Origin of the sequence: Streptomyces sp. NRRL S-87, from assembly GCF_000719335.1 — a bacterium.
GTDB lineage: Bacteria > Actinomycetota > Actinomycetes > Streptomycetales > Streptomycetaceae > Streptomyces.
Window position 1 is genome coordinate 59,667 of sequence record NZ_JOGB01000019.1, and the last position, 18,948, is coordinate 78,614.

Here is an 18,948-nt window from a genome sequence, read left to right on the forward strand (position 1 = left end):
CAGGCCGGGGCGCCCCTCCCTTCGTCGTGCCCCGCGTCCTACGGGGTCCCGCCGATCAGGCCCGGGTCGGTGGGGAGGTCGGGGAAGGTGATCCCGCCGTCCCCGCCGTTGCCGCCGCCGTCGGCGCCGCCGGTGTCGGTGCCGCCCGTGTCGCCACCGGTTCCGCCGCGACCGGGCTTGTCGTCGCCGCGGCCGGGCTTGTGCTTCTTGCCCTTGTTCTTGCCCTTGCCCTTGCTGCCGCCGGCCGGGTCCGGGGACTCCGGCAGCGGGACGGTCACGAACTGCATGACCTCGCGCCCGGCCAGTGCGCCCGAGACCGCGTCACGCCAGATGGGGCCGGGGACGCCACCGCCGTAGACCTTCTCGTAGTACTGGCCGCCGATGTAGATGTTCTCCATCGAGATCTGCTTGGCGCCGCCCGAGCCGACCCAGGTCGCGCCCGCCATGTTCGGCGTGTAGCCCACGAACCAGGCGTTGTAGCGGGAGTCGGTGGTACCCGTCTTGCCCGCGCTGTCGCGGTCGCTCAGACCCGCCTGGGCACCCGTACCGGAGTCGACCACGCCGCGCAGCAGGGTGTTGATCGTGTCGGCGGTCTTCTCGGACATGACCCGGTCGCAGCGCGACTTCGGCACCGCGATGGCCTTGCCGTGCGGGTCGGTGATGGACTCTATGGCCACGGGGGTGCAGTACGTGCCGCGGTTGGCGAAGGTCGCGTACGCGTTGGCCATGGTCAGCGGGGACATGCCCTCGGTGCCCAGCGCGATGGAGGGCACCTCCTTCAGCTTCTCGCCGTTGGCGGGGATGACGCCGAGCTTCTTCGCCATGGTCGTCACCGGGCAGAGGCCGATGTCGCTGATCATCTCGACGAAGTAGGTGTTGACCGACTTGGCCATCGCCTCGCGCAGTGCGTACGGGCCGACCTCGGACTCCGACTCGTTCTCGACCGTGTCGCCGGTGTTGACCCACGGCGAGCCGCTGCAGCTCTGCACCGGGCTCGGGTACGGCATGTCGTGCGGCGACTGGTACACCTTGCCCGGCGAGACGCCCTGCTCGATGGCGGCGGCGGCGACGAAGGGCTTGAACGTCGAACCGGTCGGGAAGCCGAAGCTCGATCCGCCCATGCGCTTGTCGACGGAGAAGTTGATCTGCGTCTCGTTCGTGCCGAAGCCGTACGGCTTCGACTGGCCCATGGCGAGGATCCGGCCGGTGCCCGGCTGGACGAGCGTCACGGCGGTGGCGACCTTGTCGTCCTGGTTGACGTGGTCCTTGATGGAGGCGTTGACCGCCTCCTGGGACTGCGGGTCCAGGGTGGTGCGGACGGTCAGGCCGCCGCGGTTCCAGACCTTGGCCCGCTCCTCGCGCGTCTTGCCGAAGACGGGGTTGGAGAGGAACACCGCGCGCACGTAGTCGCAGAAGAAGCCGGCGCCGCTGACGGCCGTGATGCAGCCGTTCTTGGGCTTGGTCACCTTCAGCTTGATGGGCGTGGCCTTGGCCGCGTCGGCCTCGGCCTGCGAGATGTCCTTCACCTCCGCCATGCGCTGGAGCACCGTGTTGCGACGCTTGGTGGCTTCCTCGGTGTCGTTGACGGGGTCGTACCGGCTGGGCGACTGGACGAGTCCGGCCAGCAGGGCGGACTCGGCCAGCGTCAGGTCGCGGGCCGGCTTGCTGAAGTAGCGCTGGGAGGCGGACTCGATGCCGTAGGCCTGCTGCCCGAAGAAGGTGATGTTGAGGTAGTTCTCGAGGATCTTCTTCTTCCCGAGCTCCTCCTCGACCTGGATCGCGTACTTCAGCTCGCGCACCTTGCGGCCGAGGCTCTTCTGCTGCGCCTCGGCGACCTTGGCCGGGTCGTCGCCGGCCTCCTCGACGAAGACGTTCTTCACGTACTGCTGCGTGAGCGTCGAGGCGCCCTGGGCGGCGCCGCCCTCCTGCGCGTTGCGGTTGACCGCGCGCAGGATGCCCTTGACGTCGATCGCCCCGTGCTCGAAGAAGCGCGAGTCCTCGATCGCGACGATCGCCTTCTGCATGTACGGGGAGATGGCCGTGAGCGGCACGACCTTCCGGTCCCGCGAGTAGACGGTCGCGATGAGACCGCCCTCGGCGTCGAGGATGTTCGTGCGCTGACTCAGCGGCGGGGTCTTCATGTTGGCGGGAATCTCGTCGAACCCGTCGACCGTGCCCTTGGCCGCGAGACCGAGCACGCCCGCACCGGGAATCGCGATGCCGGCGAGCACGACGCCGGCCAGCGCGGACACCCCGAGGAACTTGGCGGCCTGCTGGGTCCCGGTGAGACCTCCGCCCGAGCGCTTCTTTGGCATGGGGGAAGCCTACGTTCTCATTCCCCGGACACGCGTGCATGCCTTGGCCTAAGCTGCCCTCAACTGTCACAGCAGTGCGGGGGGAGATCAACCCTTCGGCATGACATTCACCCTTTCCGAAGCGGGTGGACATATGTCCGAATGCCCCGCATCCGTCGCACGGCGCCCCTTGTGAGACGACCGGCTTGTCCCGAATCGCCGGAATGGCCCGTCATGTCGCCGCGTCACTCCGTCGGGTGATCTGCCGCTTACGCATAGTCCGTTCGGACCATTCAAGATTGGGCCCGTCGGGGGTGTTGCGCTGTGCCCGCCTTCCGTAACGTCCTCAACTGGCAGCGGTGAATATGCCGCTACCGCCGTGGGGGAGCCTCGATTCGGGAGAGGACGGCGCCGTAATGGGCTGGGTTACCGACTGGAGTGCGCAGGCAGCCTGCCGCACTACCGATCCGGATGAGTTGTTCGTACAGGGTGCAGCGCAGAACAGGGCCAAGGCGGTGTGCACCGGTTGCCCGGTGCGGACCGAGTGCCTCGCGGACGCGCTCGACAACCGCGTCGAGTTCGGTGTCTGGGGCGGCATGACCGAGCGGGAGCGGCGCGCACTGCTGCGCAGGCGCCCGACCGTGACCTCCTGGCGGCGACTGCTGGAGACCGCTCGTACGGAGTACGAGCGCAGCACCGGCATCCTCGGAATGGATGCCGACGAGGAGGCGGACGTCGCCTACGAGACGTACGCGGCGGCCGGGTAGACCCGGCACCGGTACCCCTTCGCGGGCGGACGCGCTCCACCGCGGACGGACCGGTCCCTCCGGGCGTCCCCGGAGCTCCTCCCACGCTCGTGTCCGATCAGCCCCGCTGACCGGTCGTGAGCCGCTCACCGATGGCCCGAAGCCCGGCGAGGTCGTGCACATCGCCGGGCAGGGCGGCCACCTCGGCCACCGGCACCTCAGGGTGCAGTGACGTGAAGCGGTCGCGCGTCTGCTGCTCGCGCGCGATCACCTGCATGCGTTCGGCGTGCAGGCGCAGCAGCCCGGCGGCGATCAGGTCGGCGTCCGAGGCGCCGCTCGTGCCGGCCGATCCGTTCGTGGGGCCACCACCGCCATGCGGGGGAGCGTCCGAGGCGGTGGAGTCACGAAGTCCAGCTTTCCCGGACTCCTGATCGACAATGCCGCCTTCTTCAAGATTCTCCGCGGCTGCCAGGGCCCGCTCCGCCGAGAGCCCGTCGGCGCCACTGCCGTGCACCCGGTTCAACACCAGCCCGGCCAGCGGCATGTCGTCCGCGGCCAGCCGCTCCACGAAGTACGCCGCCTCGCGCAGCGCGTCCGGCTCCGGCGCCGCGACCACGAGGAAGGCCGTCCCCGGCGCCTGCAGCAGCCGGTACGTGGCGTCGGCGCGGGTGCGGAAGCCCCCGAACATGGTGTCCATCGCCGCCACGAAGGTCTGCACGTCCTTCAGCAGCTGGCCCCCCATCAGCTTGCTCAGGGTGCCGGTCATCATCGACATGCCGACGTTCAGGAACTTCATCCCGGCCCGGCCGCCCACCTTCGCCGGCGCCATCAGCACCCGGATGAACTTCCCGTCCAGGAACGACCCCAGCCGCTTCGGCGCGTCCAGGAAGTCCAGCGCGGACCGGCTCGGCGGGGTGTCCACCACGATCAGGTCCCAGTCCTCGCGCGCCCGCAGCTGGCCCAGCTTCTCCATGGCCATGTACTCCTGCGTGCCGGCGAAACCGGCCGACAGGGACTGGTAGAAGGGGTTCTCCAGGATCGCCCGGGCCCGGTCGGGGTCCGCGTGGGACTCGACGATCTCGTCGAAGGTCCGCTTCATGTCGAGCATCATGGCGTGCAGCGCGCCACCGGCCGCACCCGCGTCCGCCACCGGCCGCGGGGTGTTGTCCAGCACGTCGATCCCCATCGACTGCGCCAGCCGCCGCGCGGGGTCGATGGTCAGCACCACCACCTTGCGCCCCCGCTCGGCCGCCCGTACGCCCAGGGCCGCAGCGGTCGTGGTCTTGCCCACCCCGCCCGCGCCGCAGCACACCACGATCCGGGTCTCCGGGTCGTCCAGCAGCGCGTCCACGTCCAGCAACGGGGGAGTCCTCAGCGCACTGCTCACGCGGCGCTCACCTGCTTCCGCAGCTCCGCCGCCAGGTCGTACAGCCCGGCGAGCTCCATCCCGCCGCCCAGCAGCGGCAGTTCGTACGCGTCCACGCCCAGCCCCGCCAGCACGGCACGCTGCTCTCGCTCCAGCTCCACCCGCTCGGCGTGCTCCGCGGCCTGCTCCAGCAGCGGGTCCACCAGCCGCTCGGCCGGGCCGCCGCGGCGCGCCGCGCCCAGCCCCGCCCGGGACAGCGCCCGCGCCACCTCGCCGCGCCGCTCGCCCGAGGCGGCCCGCAGGGCCTCCTCGTCCAGATGGTGCGGACGCACCATGTTGACCACGACCCGGCCCACCGGCAGGCCCGCGGCCCGCAGCTCGTCGATGCCGTCGGAGGTCTCCTGCACCGGCATCTCCTCCAGCAGGGTGACCAGGTGCACGGCCGTGTCGGGGGACTTCAGGACCTTCATCACCGCCTGGGCCTGGTTGTGGATGGGGCCGAAGCGCGCCAGCCCCGCCACCTCGTCGTTCACGTTCAGGAAGCGGGTGATGCGGCCGGTCGGCGGCGCGTCCATCACCACGTGGTCGTAGACGAAGCGGCCCGCCTTGTCCTTGCGCTTGACCGCCTCGCAGGCCTTGCCGGTCAGCAGGACGTCCCGCAGACCGGGGGCGATGGTGGTGGCGAAGTCGATGGCGCCGAGCTTCTTCAGCGCCCGTCCGGCCGAACCGAGCTTGTAGAACATCTGGAGGTAGTCGAGCAGCGCCCGTTCGGCGTCGATGGCCAGGGCGTGCACCTCCCCGCCGCCCGGCGCCACCGCGATCTTCCGCTCCTCGTACGGGAGCGCCTCCGTGCCGAAGAGCTGCGCGATCCCCTGCCTGCCCTCGACTTCCACGAGAAGTGTCCGCTTGCCCTCGGTCGCGAGGGCGAGCGCGAGTGCTGCGGCGACCGTGGTCTTACCGGTGCCGCCCTTGCCGCTGACCACCTGGAGCCTGCTCACGCGTCGAGCCTAACCACTCGCCTTTCGGGCTGCGCATGAGCCCTCGTCCAGGTATTACGCTCCCCTGCTATGAAGAAGTTCGAATACGCGACGGTCCCGCTGCTGGTCCACGCCACGAAGCAGATCCTCGACACGTGGGGCGAGGACGGCTGGGAGCTCGTCCAGGTCGTGCCCGGGCCGAACAACCCCGAGCAGCTGGTCGCCTACCTGAAGCGGGAGAAGCAGGCATGAGCGCTGTCGAGGCCAAGCTCGCCGAGCTCGGACTGACGCTCCCCGAGGTCGTGCCCCCGCTGGCCGCCTACCAGCCGGCCGTCCGCTCCGGCGCGTACGTCTACACCGCGGGCCAGCTCCCGATGGTCGAGGGCAAGCTCCCGCTGACCGGCAAGGTCGGCGGCGAGGTCTCCGCCGAGGAGGCCAAGGCGCTCGCGGCGACCTGCGCCCTGAACGCGCTGGCCGCCGTGAAGTCCGTCATCGGTGACCTGGACAAGATCGTGCGGGTCGTGAAGGTCGTCGGTTTCGTCGCCTCGGCCCCCGACTTCACCGCCCAGCCCGGCGTCATCAACGGCGCCAGTGAGCTGCTCGGCGAGGTCCTCGGCGAGAAGGGCGTGCACGCCCGCAGCGCCGTCGGCGTCGCGGTCCTGCCGCTGGACGCGCCCGTCGAGGTCGAGTTCCAGGTGGAAGTCGCGGACTGACGCTGCCGCCACCGAGGGGGTCCCGGGGACGCGTCCCCGGGACCCCCTCGAACATCCCGCCGGATCGCCGTAGGCTCCGCCCATGTCGAACGGTGAGACGAACGGGCAGCGCGGCCCGCACGGCGAGCAGGACCAGCAGACACCCGGCCCCGCCCCCGCCGGCGGCCAGTGGTACCCGCCGGAGTGGCCCGACCGCATCCGCGCCCTCGCGGACGGCAGCCTGACGCCCGTGGCCCCCAAGCGCGCGGCCACCGTCATGCTGCTGCGCGACGCCGCCGACGGCCCCGACGTCCACATGCTGCGCCGCCGCGCCTCCATGGCCTTCGCCGGCGGCGCGTACGCCTACCCCGGCGGCGGCGTCGACCCGCGCGACGACGACCACCTGGTGGGCTGGGCCGGACCCGCCCTCGACCACTGGGCGAAGCGCCTGGGCACCGAGCCCGCCACCGCCCAGGCCATCGTGTGCGCCGCGGTCAGGGAGACGTACGAGGAGGCGGGCGTCCTGCTCGCCGGCCCGACGGCCGACACCGTGGTCGACGACACCACCGGGGACGACTGGGAGACCGACCGGCAGGCCCTGGTGGCCCGCGAGCTCTCCTTCGCCGACTTCCTCGACCGCCGCGGCCTGCTGCTGCGCTCCGACCTCCTGGGCGCCTGGGCGCGCTGGATCACCCCCGAGTTCGAGCCGCGCCGCTACGACACCTGGTTCTTCGTGGCCGCCCTCCCCGAGGGCCAGCGCACCCGCAACGCCTCCACCGAGGCCGACCGGACCGTTTGGATCCGCCCCTCCGAGGCAGCCGCGGGGTACGACCGGGGCGAGCTGCTGATGATGCCGCCCACCATTTCGACCCTGCGCTCCCTGGAGCCGTACGGGAGTGCCGCCGACGCCCTCGCGGCCGCCGAAGGCCAGGACCTGACACCGGTGCTGGCGCAGGCCAGGCTGGAAGGGGGCGAGCTGGTGCTCAGCTGGCCGGGCCACGACGAGTTCACCAAGCGGGTGGGGACGACGGGAGGTGCGTCATGACGGACGCCGCCGCGCTGCCGGGCCAGCCCCGTGGTGCCGTGGTCTCGGGGCCGGCGACGGCCCGGGCGGTCAACGTCCTTGCGCCGAACGCCTCCGCCATGACGCTGGACGGCACCAACACGTGGATCGTCTCCGAGCCCGACTCGGAGCTGGCCGCGGTGATCGACCCGGGCCCGCTGGACGAGGCGCACCTGCGCGCGGTGGTCGCGGCCGCCGAGGCGGCCGGCAAGCGGGTCGCCCTCACGCTGCTGACCCACGGGCACCCCGACCACGCCGAGGGCGCCGGCCGCTTCGCCGAGCTGACCCGGACGAAGGTACGGGCCCTCGACCCGGCCCTGCGGCTGGGCGACGAGGGCCTCGCGGCCGGCCAGGCCGTCCGGGTCGGCGGTCTGGAGCTGCGGGTGGTCCCCACGCCCGGGCACACCGCCGACTCGCTCTGCTTCCATCTGCCCGCCGACGGGGCCGTGCTGACGGGGGACACGATCCTCGGACGCGGGACGACGGTGGTGGCGCACCCCGACGGACGGCTGGGCGACTACCTCGACTCGCTGCGGCGGCTGCGCTCCCTGACGGTCGACGACGGCGTGCACACGGTGCTGCCGGGGCACGGGCCGGTGCTGGACGACGCCCAGGGCGCGGTCGAGTTCTACCTCGCGCACCGGGCGCACCGGCTGGCGCAGGTCGAGACGGCGGTGGAGGACGGCTTCACCACGGCCCCGGAGGTCGTGGCCCACGTGTACGCGGACGTGGACCGGTCGCTGTGGCCGGCGGCCGAGTGGTCGGTGCGGGCGCAGTTGGAGTACCTGCGCGAGCACGGTCTGATCCCGGGGCCGCCCGGCTACTGACCTGTCCGGGCTGTCCGCCGGTCACTTAGGCTCCCTGCATGATCTTCGCCGTCATCGCCCTCGTCCTCGCCGTGAACTGGATAACGGCCCACGTCAACCAGAAGGTCCGGGAGGTGGCCCGGAAGACCGCCCGGGTCGAGTACAAGCTCGACCTGATCATGGCCCACCTCGGCATCGAGGAGCCGGAGCCGGCGGGCCTGGACGTGGTCCGGGACCTGCTGCGCAAGAACAAGGAGATCGAGGCCATCAAGGAGTACCGGCGGATCACGGGAGCGGGCCTCAAGGAGGCCAAGGACGCCGTCGAGGCGCTCGACTACTGAGCCCTCACCCCGCGGGCCGCGGGGACTTCACCCCGATCACGGCGGCGTACTCCGCCGCCAGCCACGGTCCGAGGTCCTCGGCGTACGCGTGCAGCACGGCGGGGTCGGCCGTCGGCTCCAGTGCCAGCCGGGCCGCCTCGCGCAGCTGCCCGGCGCGCTCGGGGTAGTACTCCGCGAAGGCCTCCGCCTGCCGCCCCAGGTCGCTGGTCCAGCCGCCCCACCGGGGCATGACCAGCGTGAAGGCGGTCCGGACCAGCTGCCGGGACCAGCCGCGCACCAGCCGCCGGTACGCCGCGTCGCCGGGCCCCCCGGCTCCGCTGCCGGTCACACCCGCGACGGCGACCGTTCCCGCACCCGCGCGCTCGGCCTCCGCGATCCGCTGCCGCAGCTTCGGCAGCAGGTCGGCCAGGTCGCCGTTGGTCTCGCGGGCCAGCAGCGCGTCGGGCCGGTACCGGGGCAGGTGCTCGGCGAGGTCGGCCCCGAGCAGCGGGGTGCACAGACAGGCCACGAACCAGCCCAGGTCGTACCGCTCCGCCTCGCTGAGCAGCCGCTCCTTGCCGAACAGCAGGAGGCCCACCCCGTCGACGACGGGGTGGGCGGAGTCGAGGTCGGCGGCCAGGTCGGCGGCGGCCTCCCGGTCCGCCGCCGTGGGCTCCCCGTGCAGGGCCAGCAGCAGGTCGAGGTCCGAGCGGCCGGGGCGGGCGGTGCCGCGCGGCAGCGAGCCGTACAGGTAGGCGCTGTGCAGCCGCCGGCCGTACGTCTTCACGATGCGGTCGCGCGCGTCGGCGACGAGGCCCTGGAACTCGGCCCCGATGCGGGCGAATGAGCCCTCGCGCTCGATGAACCCCTGCCCGTCCAGTCCCCTGTGCTCCACGCGCCCCATTGTGTCCATGGGCCCCACTGTGCCGCGCGGCCTTTTCGCGGCCCTCGAACCACGCGCGAGCACGCCGAAGGCCCCGCCCGAGTGGGCGGGGCCTTCGGTGTCGCGGCGGGGTGCGGGACGCGTCAGCGGGACCGCTTCGCCAGGCGCTCGACGTCGAGCAGGATCACGGCACGGGCCTCCAGGCGCAGCCAGCCGCGCTGGGCGAAGTCGGCCAGGGCCTTGTTCACGGTCTCGCGGGAGGCGCCGACCAGCTGGGCCAGCTCCTCCTGCGTGAGGTCGTGGACGACGTGAATGCCCTCCTCCGACTGCACGCCGAAGCGGCGCGAGAGGTCGAGCAGGGCGCGGGCGACACGGCCCGGCACGTCGGAGAAGACCAGGTCGGACATCTGGTCGTTGGTCTTGCGCAGGCGCCGGGCCACGGCGCGCAGCAGGGCGGTGGCCACCTCGGGGCGGGCGTTGAGCCACGGCTGGAGGTCGCCGTGGCCGAGGCCGAGCAGCTTGACCTCGGTCAGCGCCGTGGCGGTGGCCGTACGCGGGCCCGGGTCAAAGAGCGAAAGCTCACCGATCAGCTCACCGGGGCCGAGGACGGCGAGCATGTTCTCGCGCCCGTCGGGGGAGGTGCGGTGCAGCTTGACCTTGCCCTCGGTGACCACGTACAGCCGGTCACCCGGGTCGCCCTCGTGGAAGAGGGCGTCGCCGCGGGCGAGGGTCACTTCGCTCATGGAGGCGCGGAGCTCCGCGGCCTGCTCGTCATCGAGCGCCGCGAAGAGCGGGGCGCGCCGCAGAACGTCGTCCACGAGTCTCTCTCCTATGTCGACCTGCATCAGGGGACCGTGCTCCCCATTTTGCCGGACGCTGCAAACAGTGCGATCAATCACAGGATGCCGGACGAACCGGGTGTGCTGTGCCGCCGGGGGCGAATCGATGGGCTGTTCGGGCCACCGCGGAGGGGGGGCGCGGGCGGGTCCCGGGGGCCAAGAGGCCGCCGGGCGTGGGCGGAAGGGCCTGTGGGCGCCATCATGCCAGGCGATTCCGCTCTGGGCGAACAGTGGGGGCGGAGTGATTTCGGAAGCCGTCCGGGGCGTTCGGAACCACTCCCCTGCCGCGGCGGTGCCACTTTGCGGACACGGCCCGGTCCTGTCGGCGGCCGGGCGTAGCCTTCGTCACATGGCAGCAGCGAAGAAGGCCGTACCGGCCCCTGCGACGGCGAGGGCCACGAAGACGACGGCGACGAAGACCGCGAAGACGGCGACGACGGCGACGAAGACCGCCAAGACGGCGGCCGGGCGGACGGCGGCCACCCGGACGGCGACCAGGAAGACGGCGGCCGCGCCGGCCGTGACGGCAGGAGCGGCCAAGCCGGAGTCCCGCCTCGCCATGGTGCGGCGCGCCCGCCGGATCAACCGCGAGCTGGCCGAGGTCTACCCGTACGCCCACCCCGAGCTGGACTTCCGCAACCCCTTCGAGCTGCTGGTCGCCACCGTGCTGTCGGCCCAGACCACCGACCTGCGGGTGAACCAGACCACCCCGGCCCTCTTCGCGAAGTACCCGACGCCCGAGGACATGGCCGCGGCCGTGCCCGAGGAGCTGGAGGAGATCATCCGGCCCACCGGGTTCTTCCGGGCCAAGGCGCGCTCGCTGCTGGGCCTGTCCGCGGCCCTGCGGGACGACTTCGGCGGCACCGTGCCGGGCCGGCTGGAGGACCTCGTGACCCTTCCCGGCGTGGGCCGCAAGACCGCCCACGTCGTGCTGGGCAACGCCTTCGGCCGGCCCGGCATCACCGTGGACACCCACTTCGGCCGTCTGGTGCGGCGCTGGAAGTGGACCGCGCAGGAGGACCCGGAGAAGGTCGAGGCGGAGATCGGCGCGATCTTCCCGAAGAGCGAGTGGACGATGCTCTCGCACCGGGTGATCTTCCACGGCCGGCGGATCTGCCACGCCCGCCGGCCGGCCTGCGGCGCCTGCCCGATCGCCCCCCTGTGTCCGGCGTACGGGGAGGGCGAGACCGACCCGGAGAAGGCGAAGAAGCTGCTCAAGTACGAGATGGGCGGCCAGCCCGGCCAGCGGCTGAGCCCGCCCCCGGACTACCCGGGCAGGCCGGCCGCCCCGCTGGGCGCCGCCGCGGCCGACTGACCCGGTCCGCACCGGGGGAGGAACGAATCGGGCCTCCGGCGGCGTTGAGGCCGTCAGGGGCAGTACAGCGAACGGGGAGCCGATGACAGGGGCGACACGGGCCGGCGGGTCCGGATCCACCGAATCCACGCGGACGGGGCTGTCCACCGCCGGGTTGCCGTCGTGGCTGGACCCGGTGGTCGAGGCGGCGCGCACGGTCCGGCCGACCCAGCTGAGCAGGTTCCTGCCGCCCGCCGGCGACGACGTCCGCGAGTCCGCCGTCCTGATCCTCTTCGGCGACGGCGCCCAGGGCCCCGAGCTGCTGCTCATGGAACGCTCGGGAACGCTCCGCTCGCACGCCGGGCAGCCCTCCTTCCCCGGCGGCGCCCTCGATCCGGAGGACGGCGATCCGGAGGACGGCGCCCCGCTGCGCGCGGCGCTGCGCGAGGCCGAGGAGGAGACCGGGCTGGACCCGGCCGGGGTGCAGCTCTTCGGCGTGCTGCCGAAGCTCTTCATCCCGGTGAGCCGGTTCGCGGTCACCCCCGTGCTCGGCTGGTGGCGCGAGCCCAGCCCGGTCGGGGTGGTGGACCCGGCCGAGACCGCCCGGGTCTTCACGGTGCCCGTGGCGGATCTCACGGAGCCGGCCAACCGCGCCACGGTCGTGCACCCGAGCGGCTTCCAGGGCCCGGCATTCCTGGTCGAATCGGCTCTGGTCTGGGGTTTCACCGCCGGACTGATCGACCGGATCCTGCACTACGCCGGCTGGGAGCGGCCCTGGGACCGCACCCGGGAGGTCCCGCTCGACCGGCTCTCGTGAGACGGTGGCCCACGTGAACGTGCTCGACCAGCTGAACGTGCTGGACATCCTCCTGCTGGTCGCCGCCGTGTGGTTCGCGATCATCGGCTACCGCCAGGGGTTCGTCGTCGGCATCCTGTCCGTGATCGGCTTCCTCGGCGGCGGCCTCATCGCGGTGTCCGTGCTGCCGCTGATCTGGAACCAGGTCACGGACGAGGCCGCCGTGACCACGACGGCCGCCATCGTCGCGGTGGTCGTGGTGATCATCTGCGCCTCGATCGGCCAGGCCTTCACCACCCACCTGGGCAACAAGCTCAGGCGGCACATCACCTGGTCGCCCGCCCGTGCGCTGGACGCCACGGGCGGCGCGCTGGTCAACGTGGTCGCCATGCTGCTGGTGGCGTGGCTCATCGGATCCGCGCTGGCGGGCAACCCGACCAACAGCCTCGGCAAGCAGGCCAACAAGTCCCAGGTGCTGTACGGGGTCTCCCAGCTGATGCCGCAACAGGCGGGCACGCTGTTCTCGGACTTCAGCTCCGTCCTCGCGCAGAACGGCTTCCCGCAGGTCTTCAGCCCGTTCTCCAACGAGCCCATCACCGAAGTGAGGGCGCCCGACCCGGCCCTTGCCCGGAGCCCCGTCGCGCAGCGCGCCAAGCGCTCCATCGTCAAGGTCGTGGGCACCGCGCCGAGCTGCAGCAAGGTGCTGGAGGGCACCGGCTTCGTCTTCGCCCGGCACCGCGTCATGACCAACGCCCACGTCGTCGGCGGCGTCTCGGAGCCCACCGTGCAGATAGGCGGTGAGGGGCGGCTGTACGAGGCGAAGGTCGTGCTCTACGACTGGCGGCGCGACATCGCCGTCCTCGACGTGCCCAAGCTCAAGGCGCCCCCGCTGGAGTTCACCGAGCCCGACGCGCGCAGCGGCAGCGGCGCGATCGTGGCCGGCTTCCCCGAGAACGGCTCGTACGACGTGCGCGCCGCCCGGGTGCGCGGCCGGATCAACGCCAACGGCCCGGACATCTACCACCGGGGCACGGTCCGCCGTGACGTCTACTCGCTGTACGCGACGGTGCGCCAGGGCAACTCCGGCGGCCCGCTCCTGACCCCCGAGGGCCAGGTGTACGGCGTGGTCTTCGCGAAGTCCCTGGACGACCCGAACACGGGGTACGCCCTGACGGCCGACGAGATCCGGGACGACATCCAGGACGGCCAGCTGGCCACCCGCCGCGTCACGAGCGAGGGCTGCGCCCTCTGAGGCGCGTCCCGGAGCCGGGCCGGTCCTCCTGCGCCCTAGCTGCGGGTATGCCGCAGCCGGGCCGAGACCCAGCGGGCCCGGCGGCGCAGGATACGCGGGATGTCGAGGCGTGGGTCGGGGCCCTCAGCGGGGCCGCCGACCCTCTCGTGGGAGCCCAGCGGCGCTGCTGAGCGGCGGTTGCGTGCGGAGTCACCGTAGTCGTGCGTCCAGCCCATACTTCGACGTCTGCCCGGGCCTCATGGTCCGTAACCGTGCGGGGGAGGGCCAATTGGCCTATGCGCGGGGCATGTGAACGTTCGACGTACGCGTGTTCAACACGGGGTCCGACGGATCCCCGTCGGACCCTCAGCGGTCGGGCTCGGGGTCCTTCAGCCAGTTGACGAGCTCCGTCGAGAAGGCCACCGGGTCCTCCTCGTGCGGGAAGTGCCCGAGGCCGTCGAACAGCCGCCAGCGGTACGGCGCTTCGACGTACTCGCCGGAGCCCGCGGCGCTGCGGGTGCGCATCACCGGATCCAGCGACCCGTGCAGGTGCAGCGTCGGCACCCGCACCGGACGCTTCATCCGGCGGTAGAACTGCACGCCGTCGGGGCGGGCCATCGAGCGGACCAGCCACCGGTACGGCTCGATCGAGCAGTGCGCGGTGGAGGGGATGCACATGGCGCGCTGGTAGACCCGTACGTCCTCGTCCTCGGGCAGCCGCGGGCCGGACCAGTCCCGGATCAGGTCGCCCACCAGGGCGCCGCCGTCCGCGACCAGCCGTCGCTCGGGCAGCCAGGGCCGCTGGAAGCCCCAGATGTGCGACCCGGCCCGGCTCTGCGTGTAGTCGGCCAGCATCGCCGAGCGCCAGCGCCGCGGGTGCGGCATCGAGGAGACCACAAGGCGGCGCACCAGCTTGGGGCGCATCACGGCCGCGGTCCAGGCGAGGTAGCCGCCCAGGTCGTGGCCGACCAGGGCGGCGTCGGGCTCGCCGAGGGACCGTACGACCCCGGTGATGTCCAGCGCGAGGTTGGCGGGGTCGTAGCCGCGGGGGGTGCGGTCGCTGCCGCCCACCCCGCGCAGGTCCATCGCCACGGCCCGGTAGCCCGCGTCGGCCAGCGCGGTCAGCTGGTGGCGCCAGGTCCACCAGAACTGCGGGAAGCCGTGCAGGAGCAGGACGAGCGGCCCGTCGCCGAGCTCGGCGACGTGGAAGCGCGCACCGTTGGCCGCCACGTCGCGGTGCAGCACCTTCCTCCCGTCAGGGAGGTCGAGCCGGACCGCCGTGGCGGCGGTGGGCGGGGTGCCGGGGTCGGGTGTCGGGGCCGTCATGAGGACGAGCGTGCCACACCCACGGCCTTGGCACTGACCGGCCGCGGGTGCGGCTTGACGGTGCTGACGACCGCCGCGGTCTCCTTGATGGAGGCGATCGACTTCTCCGGCGGGCTGATCTTCTTGAGCTTGGAGACGGCGAACAGCGAGAGCACGCCGGCGACCAGCAGGAACACGCCGCCGACGATCAGGAAGGACCAGGCCAGTCCGAGGCCGAGGTTGTGGATCCCGTACGCCGCGGCGAAGCTCAGCACCGGCACCGCGAACAGCGCCAGCGTGCCGGCGACGCCGATCGCGCCACCGCCGATGCCCACGCGCTTGACGTCCTCGCGGATCTCGGCCTTGGCGAGGGCGATCTCGTCGTGCACGAGGGCCGACATCTCGGCGGTGGCGACGGCGACCAGCTGGCCGAGACTGCGCTCCACCTCTTGCGGCTCCTGGCCCACTGCGCTCATCGCTGTCTCCCTCACTCGTCCGGGCTCGTCCTGGGGTCCCTCCCCGCGGTAGCCGGGGGAGGCCTGCTGTCAGATCATGCCGGACTGTCGCCGTCGGCGCTGGACGCGGTGGCCGATCCGGCCGCGGGTCCCGTGGTTCCGGCCGCGCCGCCGGTCCCTCGGGCGGCCAGCTGCGCCCGGCGCCGGTGCTCCGCCGCCTTGGCCTCGTGGATCGCGGCCATCCGCAGGTGGTAGGCCGGGTTCTCCTGCTCGTAGATGTCGGGGATGCCGTCCTGGTCCTCGTCGAGCTCCTCGGCCGCGGTCAGCGCCCGGTACGTGCGGTCGCGCAGCTTGAGCAGGATCCCGGAGAGCACGGCGGCGATCAGGGAGCCCATGAGGACGGCGGCCTTGACCTCGTCGGCCAGGACGGCGTCCTCGGTGAACGCGAGCTCGCCGATCAGCAGCGACACCGTGAACCCGATGCCGGCCAGGGAGGCCACGGCGAAGACGTCGGGCCACTGCAGGTCGGGGTTGAGCGACGCCCGGGTGAAGCGGGCCGCCGACCACGTGCCGCCGAAGATGCCGACGGCCTTGCCCACCACCAGACCGAGGACCACACCCAGCGTCTCGGGGCGGGTGAACACCTCGGCGAGCGCCCCGCCGGAGAGGGTCACGCCGGCGGAGAAGAGCGCGAAGAGCGGTACCGCGAAGCCGGCGGAGAGCGGTCGGACCAGGTGCTCGATGTGCTCGCCGGGGGACTGCTCCTCGCCCTCGGCGCGGGTGCAGCGCAGCATCAGGCCCATGGCCACGCCGGCGATGGTGGCGTGGACGCCGCTGTTGTACATCAGGCCCCAGACGGCCAGCGCCAGCGGCACGTACACGTACCAGCCCCGCACCCCCCTGCGCAGCAGGAACCAGAACAGGGCCAGGCCCAGGAACGCGCCGACGAGCTGCGGGAAGCGGATCTCGCTGGTGAAGAAGATCGCGATGATCAGGATGGCGAAGAGGTCGTCCACCACGGCGAGGGTCAGCAGGAAGGCGCGCAGCGCGGAGGGCAGCCAGGTGCCGATGACGGCGAGGACGCCGAGCGCGAAGGCGATGTCGGTGGCGGTGGGCACGGCCCAGCCGTCCAGCGTGCCGCCCCCGATGGTGTTCACCAGGGTGTAGACCAGGGCGGGTACGGCCATGCCGCAGACGGCCGCGATGACCGGGAGGGCGGCGGCCTTGGGGTCGCGCAGGTCGCCCGCGACGAGCTCGCGTTTGAGCTCGATGCCGGCCACGAAGAAGAACACCGCGAGCAGCCCGTCGGCGGCCCAGTGCTGGACGGAGAGGTCCAGCCCGAGGGCCGCGGGGCCGAAGTGGAAGTCGCTGACGGTGGTGTAGCTGTCGGCGAGGGCCGGGATGTTCGCCCACAGCAGGGCGGCGACCGCGGCCGCCAGGAGCAGGACGCCACCGACCGTCTCGGTGCGCAGGGCGTCGGCGACGTACCGGCGCTCGGGCAGGGAGAGGAGGCCAAGGAACCGGCGGCCGGAGCGGTCTTCGGAGGCCGGGTCGGCGGGGGTGCCGGTGGGGGAGGGCGGCAGCGAGGGCGAGGCCACGGTGGGGCACCTCCGGTGGTCGACGGCATGGCAACGGCAGTTGCCGACCAGACTTCCCGGCTCACCCTGAGACTTCAGCGCCTTGAATATTGACGCTTCCTTGATTTTACAGGGTGCGCTCTCGCGAGGTCATATCGGACGATCTTCACCCTAAATGCCGGGAGGGCATCCGGCGCGTGGTGCGCCGGACGCCCTCCGTGGCGTTGTGCCGGGATCAGTCCTCGCTGGCGGCGCTCGGCAGCTTGTCCTGGATCAGGGACATCACCGAGGAGTCGGTCAGCGTGGTGACGTCACCCAGCTCGCGGTTCTCGGCCACGTCGCGCAGCAGGCGGCGCATGATCTTGCCGGAGCGGGTCTTGGGCAGCTCGGCCACCGGCAGGATCCGCTTCGGCTTGGCGATCGGACCGAGGGTGGCGCCCACGTGGTTGCGCAGCTCCGCGACCAGGCCCTCGTCCTCGCTGGCGGTGCCGCGCAGGATCACGAAGGCGACGATGGCCTGGCCGGTGGTCTCGTCGGCGGCGCCCACGACGGCCGCCTCGGCGACCGCCGGGTGCGAGACCAGCGCGGACTCGACCTCGGTGGTCGAGATGTTGTGGCCGGACACGAGCATCACGTCGTCGACGCGGCCGAGCAGCCAGATGTCGCCGTCGTCGTCCTTCTTCGCGCCGTCGCCGGCGAAGTACTTGCCCTCGAAGCGGGACCAGTAGGTGTCGATGAACCGCTGGTCGTCACCCCAGATGGTGCGCAGCATGGACGGCCACGGCTCGGTCAGCACGAGGTAGCCGCCGCCCCCGTTCGGGACCTCGTGGGCCTCGTCGTCCACCACGGTGGCGGCGATGCCGGGCAGCGGGCGCTGGGCCGAGCCGGGCTTGGTCTCGGTGACGCCCGGCAGCGGGGAGATCATCATGGCGCCGGTCTCGGTCTGCCACCAGGTGTCCACGATCGGGCAGCGGCCGCCGCCGATGTGCTCCCGGTACCAGATCCACGCCTCGGGGTTGATCGGTTCGCCCACCGAGCCCAGGATGCGCAGGCTCGACAGGTCGAACTTGGCGGGGATGTCGTCTCCCCACTTCATGAACGTGCGGATGGCCGTCGGCGCGGTGTAGAGGATCGTGACGCCGTACTTCTGCACGACCTCCCAGAACCGGCCCTGGTGGGGGGTGTCGGGGGTGCCCTCGTACATGACCTGGGTCGCGCCGTTGGCCAGCGGGCCGTAGACGATGTACGAGTGGCCCGTCACCCAGCCGATGTCGGCGGTGCACCAGTAGACGTCGGTCTCCGGCTTGAGGTCGAAGACCGCGTGGTGGGTGTAGGCCGCCTGGGTGAGGTAGCCGCCGGAGGTGTGCAGGATGCCCTTGGGCTTACCCGTCGTACCCGAGGTGTAGAGGATGAACAGCGGGTGCTCGGCGTCGAAGGCCTGCGGGGCGTGCTCGGTGGACTGGCGGCCGACCAGCTCGTGCCACCAGACGTCGCGGCCTTCGGTGAAGGCGGTGTCCTGGCCGGTGCGGCGTACCACCAGCACGTTGCGGACCTGCGGGCACTTGTCCAGGGCCTCGTCGATGGCGGGCTTGAGGGCGCTCGGCTTGCCGCGGCGGTAGCCGCCGTCGGCGGTGATGACGAGCTTGGCGTCGGCGTCCTGGATGCGGGAGGCGACGGCGTCGGCGGAGAACCCGCCGAAGACCACCGAGTGCGCGGCGCCGACGCGGGCGCAGGCGAGCATCGCGACGACGGCCTCGGGGATCATCGGGAGGTAGACCGCGACCCGGTCGCCGGCCTCGACGCCCAGCTCGGTCAGGGCGTTGGCGGCCCGGGAGACCTCGTCCTTGAGCTCGGCGTAGGTGATGCTGCGGCTGTCGCCGGGCTCGCCCTCGAAGTGGATGGCGACGCGGTCGCCGTGGCCGGCCTCCACGTGGCGGTCCACGCAGTTGTACGCCACGTTGAGCTTGCCGTCGGCGAACCACTTCGCGAAGGGCGGGTTGCTCCAGTCGAGCGTCTCGGTCGGCTCGGTGGCCCAGGTCAGCCGCCGGGCCTGGGTGGCCCAGAAGCCCAGCCGGTCCGCCGCGGCGTCCTCGTACGCCTGCGCCGTGACGTTGGCGTGGGCGGCCAGACCGGCGGGCGGTGCGAACCGCCGCTCCTCCTTGAGCAGGTTGGCCAGGCTTTCGTTGCTCACCGACATCTCCCTTTCCCAGGGTGTCCGTTGTGTCCCGGGTCATAGCTCATCAGGCACGGGCCCGGGTGACAAGGGGTAACCGGAAATTGGTTTAGACCTGTAGCCGGACGGTG

Annotated in this window: 20 protein-coding genes; 9 read left to right on the forward strand and 11 right to left on the reverse strand. The window is 72.1% G+C overall.

Translation table 11 applies throughout. The annotated features are described in order from the left end of the window. Positions 1–38: 38 nt before the first annotated feature. Entirely contained in the window at positions 39–2,315 is a 2,277-nt protein-coding gene (locus tag IF43_RS0114140; protein WP_030199494.1) for a transglycosylase domain-containing protein, read from the reverse strand. 395 nt (positions 2,316–2,710) lie between these two features. Between IF43_RS0114140 and IF43_RS0114145 the strand changes: the two genes are divergently transcribed. Further along, on the forward strand, positions 2,711–3,061 hold the full coding sequence (locus IF43_RS0114145) for a WhiB family transcriptional regulator (protein WP_030199497.1): 351 nt from the start codon (positions 2,711–2,713) through the stop codon (positions 3,059–3,061). A 97-nt stretch (positions 3,062–3,158) separates the two neighbouring features. On the opposite strand, the gene IF43_RS0114150 is transcribed toward IF43_RS0114145, so the two are convergent. Beyond that, positions 3,159–4,427 carry an ArsA family ATPase gene (locus IF43_RS0114150; RefSeq protein ID WP_030199499.1) on the reverse strand — a complete coding sequence of 423 codons (1,269 nt, stop codon included), beginning with the start codon at positions 4,425–4,427 and terminating at the stop codon, positions 3,159–3,161. Next, positions 4,424–5,404, reverse strand: a complete 981-nt coding sequence (locus IF43_RS0114155) for an ArsA-related P-loop ATPase (RefSeq protein ID WP_030199502.1) — start codon at positions 5,402–5,404, stop codon at positions 4,424–4,426. Before IF43_RS0114155 ends, IF43_RS0114150 begins: the two co-directional genes overlap by 4 nt. A gap of 69 nt (positions 5,405–5,473) precedes the next feature. Between IF43_RS0114155 and IF43_RS40675 the strand changes: the two genes are divergently transcribed. The 5 genes from IF43_RS40675 to IF43_RS0114180 all read left to right on the forward strand — a co-directional run bounded on the left by IF43_RS40675 (position 5,474) and on the right by IF43_RS0114180 (position 8,285). Continuing rightward, positions 5,474–5,635, forward strand: coding sequence for a DUF4177 domain-containing protein (locus IF43_RS40675; protein WP_107048484.1), 162 nt, complete (start codon positions 5,474–5,476; stop codon positions 5,633–5,635). Continuing rightward, complete coding sequence (locus IF43_RS0114165) at positions 5,632–6,096, forward strand: RidA family protein (protein WP_030199511.1); 465 nt, start codon at positions 5,632–5,634, stop codon at positions 6,094–6,096. Before IF43_RS40675 ends, IF43_RS0114165 begins: the two co-directional genes overlap by 4 nt. Before the next feature lie 82 nt (positions 6,097–6,178). Next, positions 6,179–7,120 (forward strand): NUDIX hydrolase, encoded by a 942-nt coding sequence (locus IF43_RS0114170; protein ID WP_030199515.1) that lies wholly within the window; start codon positions 6,179–6,181, stop codon positions 7,118–7,120. Beyond that, a complete protein-coding gene (locus IF43_RS0114175; RefSeq protein WP_030199518.1) occupies positions 7,117–7,965 on the forward strand; it encodes an MBL fold metallo-hydrolase in 849 nt (282 codons plus the stop codon). The genes IF43_RS0114170 and IF43_RS0114175 overlap by 4 nt, the downstream gene beginning before the upstream one ends. A 38-nt stretch (positions 7,966–8,003) precedes the next feature. Continuing rightward, positions 8,004–8,285, forward strand: a complete 282-nt coding sequence (locus tag IF43_RS0114180) for a ribosomal protein L7/L12 (protein WP_030199526.1) — start codon at positions 8,004–8,006, stop codon at positions 8,283–8,285. 4 nt (positions 8,286–8,289) lie between these two features. Here IF43_RS0114180 and IF43_RS0114185 read toward each other — a convergent pair whose 3' ends face one another. The 3 genes from IF43_RS0114185 to IF43_RS42665 all read right to left on the reverse strand — a co-directional run bounded on the left by IF43_RS0114185 (position 8,290) and on the right by IF43_RS42665 (position 10,526). After that, positions 8,290–9,168 carry a nucleotidyltransferase domain-containing protein gene (locus tag IF43_RS0114185; protein ID WP_234332162.1) on the reverse strand — a complete coding sequence of 293 codons (879 nt, stop codon included), beginning with the start codon at positions 9,166–9,168 and terminating at the stop codon, positions 8,290–8,292. 122 nt (positions 9,169–9,290) lie between these two features. Continuing rightward, positions 9,291–9,965 (reverse strand): Crp/Fnr family transcriptional regulator, encoded by a 675-nt coding sequence (locus IF43_RS0114190; RefSeq protein WP_017947815.1) that lies wholly within the window; start codon positions 9,963–9,965, stop codon positions 9,291–9,293. A 366-nt stretch (positions 9,966–10,331) separates the two neighbouring features. Next, positions 10,332–10,526 carry a hypothetical protein gene (locus IF43_RS42665; protein ID WP_051795308.1) on the reverse strand — a complete coding sequence of 65 codons (195 nt, stop codon included), beginning with the start codon at positions 10,524–10,526 and terminating at the stop codon, positions 10,332–10,334. On the opposite strand from IF43_RS42665, the gene nth reads away from it, so the two are divergent. The 3 genes from nth (at position 10,507) to IF43_RS0114205 (ending at position 13,328) form a co-directional block, all read left to right on the forward strand. Then, entirely contained in the window at positions 10,507–11,301 is a 795-nt protein-coding gene (gene nth, locus IF43_RS0114195; RefSeq protein WP_051795310.1) for an endonuclease III, read from the forward strand. The two genes, IF43_RS42665 and nth, sit on opposite strands and share 20 nt — an antisense overlap. Positions 11,302–11,383: 82 nt before the next feature. Then, positions 11,384–12,097 carry a CoA pyrophosphatase gene (locus IF43_RS0114200; RefSeq protein WP_030199551.1) on the forward strand — a complete coding sequence of 238 codons (714 nt, stop codon included), beginning with the start codon at positions 11,384–11,386 and terminating at the stop codon, positions 12,095–12,097. Between the two features lie 31 nt (positions 12,098–12,128). Next, entirely contained in the window at positions 12,129–13,328 is a 1,200-nt protein-coding gene (locus IF43_RS0114205) for a MarP family serine protease (protein WP_030199552.1), read from the forward strand. A 35-nt stretch (positions 13,329–13,363) separates the two neighbouring features. On the opposite strand, the gene IF43_RS42670 is transcribed toward IF43_RS0114205, so the two are convergent. The 5 genes from IF43_RS42670 to acs form a co-directional block, all read right to left on the reverse strand. Further along, entirely contained in the window at positions 13,364–13,543 is a 180-nt protein-coding gene (locus IF43_RS42670; RefSeq protein ID WP_078910144.1) for a hypothetical protein, read from the reverse strand. A gap of 130 nt (positions 13,544–13,673) precedes the next feature. Beyond that, complete coding sequence (locus tag IF43_RS0114210; RefSeq protein WP_030199565.1) at positions 13,674–14,633, reverse strand: alpha/beta fold hydrolase; 960 nt, start codon at positions 14,631–14,633, stop codon at positions 13,674–13,676. After that, positions 14,630–15,088 carry a phage holin family protein gene (locus IF43_RS0114215; RefSeq protein ID WP_030199567.1) on the reverse strand — a complete coding sequence of 153 codons (459 nt, stop codon included), beginning with the start codon at positions 15,086–15,088 and terminating at the stop codon, positions 14,630–14,632. The genes IF43_RS0114210 and IF43_RS0114215 overlap by 4 nt, the downstream gene beginning before the upstream one ends. Before the next feature lie 74 nt (positions 15,089–15,162). After that, complete coding sequence (gene nhaA / locus IF43_RS0114220; protein ID WP_051795326.1) at positions 15,163–16,650, reverse strand: Na+/H+ antiporter NhaA; 1,488 nt, start codon at positions 16,648–16,650, stop codon at positions 15,163–15,165. Positions 16,651–16,879: 229 nt separating this feature from the next. Continuing rightward, positions 16,880–18,835: an acetate--CoA ligase gene (gene acs, locus IF43_RS0114225; protein ID WP_030199569.1), complete on the reverse strand. Its 1,956-nt coding sequence runs from the start codon at positions 18,833–18,835 to the stop codon at positions 16,880–16,882. Positions 18,836–18,948 lie beyond the last annotated feature (113 nt).

Bases quoted from the DNA above. Each gene is read 5' to 3' on its own strand.
- IF43_RS0114140 (WP_030199494.1), bottom strand. From the start codon at position 2,315: ATGCCAAAGAAGCGCTCGGGCGGAGGTCTCACCGGGACCCAGCAGGCC.
- IF43_RS0114145 (WP_030199497.1), top strand. From the start codon at position 2,711: ATGGGCTGGGTTACCGACTGGAGTGCGCAGGCAGCCTGCCGCACTACC.
- IF43_RS40675 (WP_107048484.1), top strand. From the start codon at position 5,474: ATGAAGAAGTTCGAATACGCGACGGTCCCGCTGCTGGTCCACGCCACG.
- IF43_RS0114165 (WP_030199511.1), top strand. From the start codon at position 5,632: ATGAGCGCTGTCGAGGCCAAGCTCGCCGAGCTCGGACTGACGCTCCCC.
- IF43_RS0114170 (WP_030199515.1), top strand. From the start codon at position 6,179: ATGTCGAACGGTGAGACGAACGGGCAGCGCGGCCCGCACGGCGAGCAG.
- IF43_RS0114175 (WP_030199518.1), top strand. From the start codon at position 7,117: ATGACGGACGCCGCCGCGCTGCCGGGCCAGCCCCGTGGTGCCGTGGTC.
- IF43_RS0114180 (WP_030199526.1), top strand. From the start codon at position 8,004: ATGATCTTCGCCGTCATCGCCCTCGTCCTCGCCGTGAACTGGATAACG.
- IF43_RS0114185 (WP_234332162.1), bottom strand. From the start codon at position 9,168: ATGGGGCGCGTGGAGCACAGGGGACTGGACGGGCAGGGGTTCATCGAG.
- IF43_RS0114200 (WP_030199551.1), top strand. From the start codon at position 11,384: ATGACAGGGGCGACACGGGCCGGCGGGTCCGGATCCACCGAATCCACG.
- IF43_RS42670 (WP_078910144.1), bottom strand. From the start codon at position 13,543: ATGGGCTGGACGCACGACTACGGTGACTCCGCACGCAACCGCCGCTCA.
- IF43_RS0114210 (WP_030199565.1), bottom strand. From the start codon at position 14,633: ATGACGGCCCCGACACCCGACCCCGGCACCCCGCCCACCGCCGCCACG.
- IF43_RS0114215 (WP_030199567.1), bottom strand. From the start codon at position 15,088: ATGAGCGCAGTGGGCCAGGAGCCGCAAGAGGTGGAGCGCAGTCTCGGC.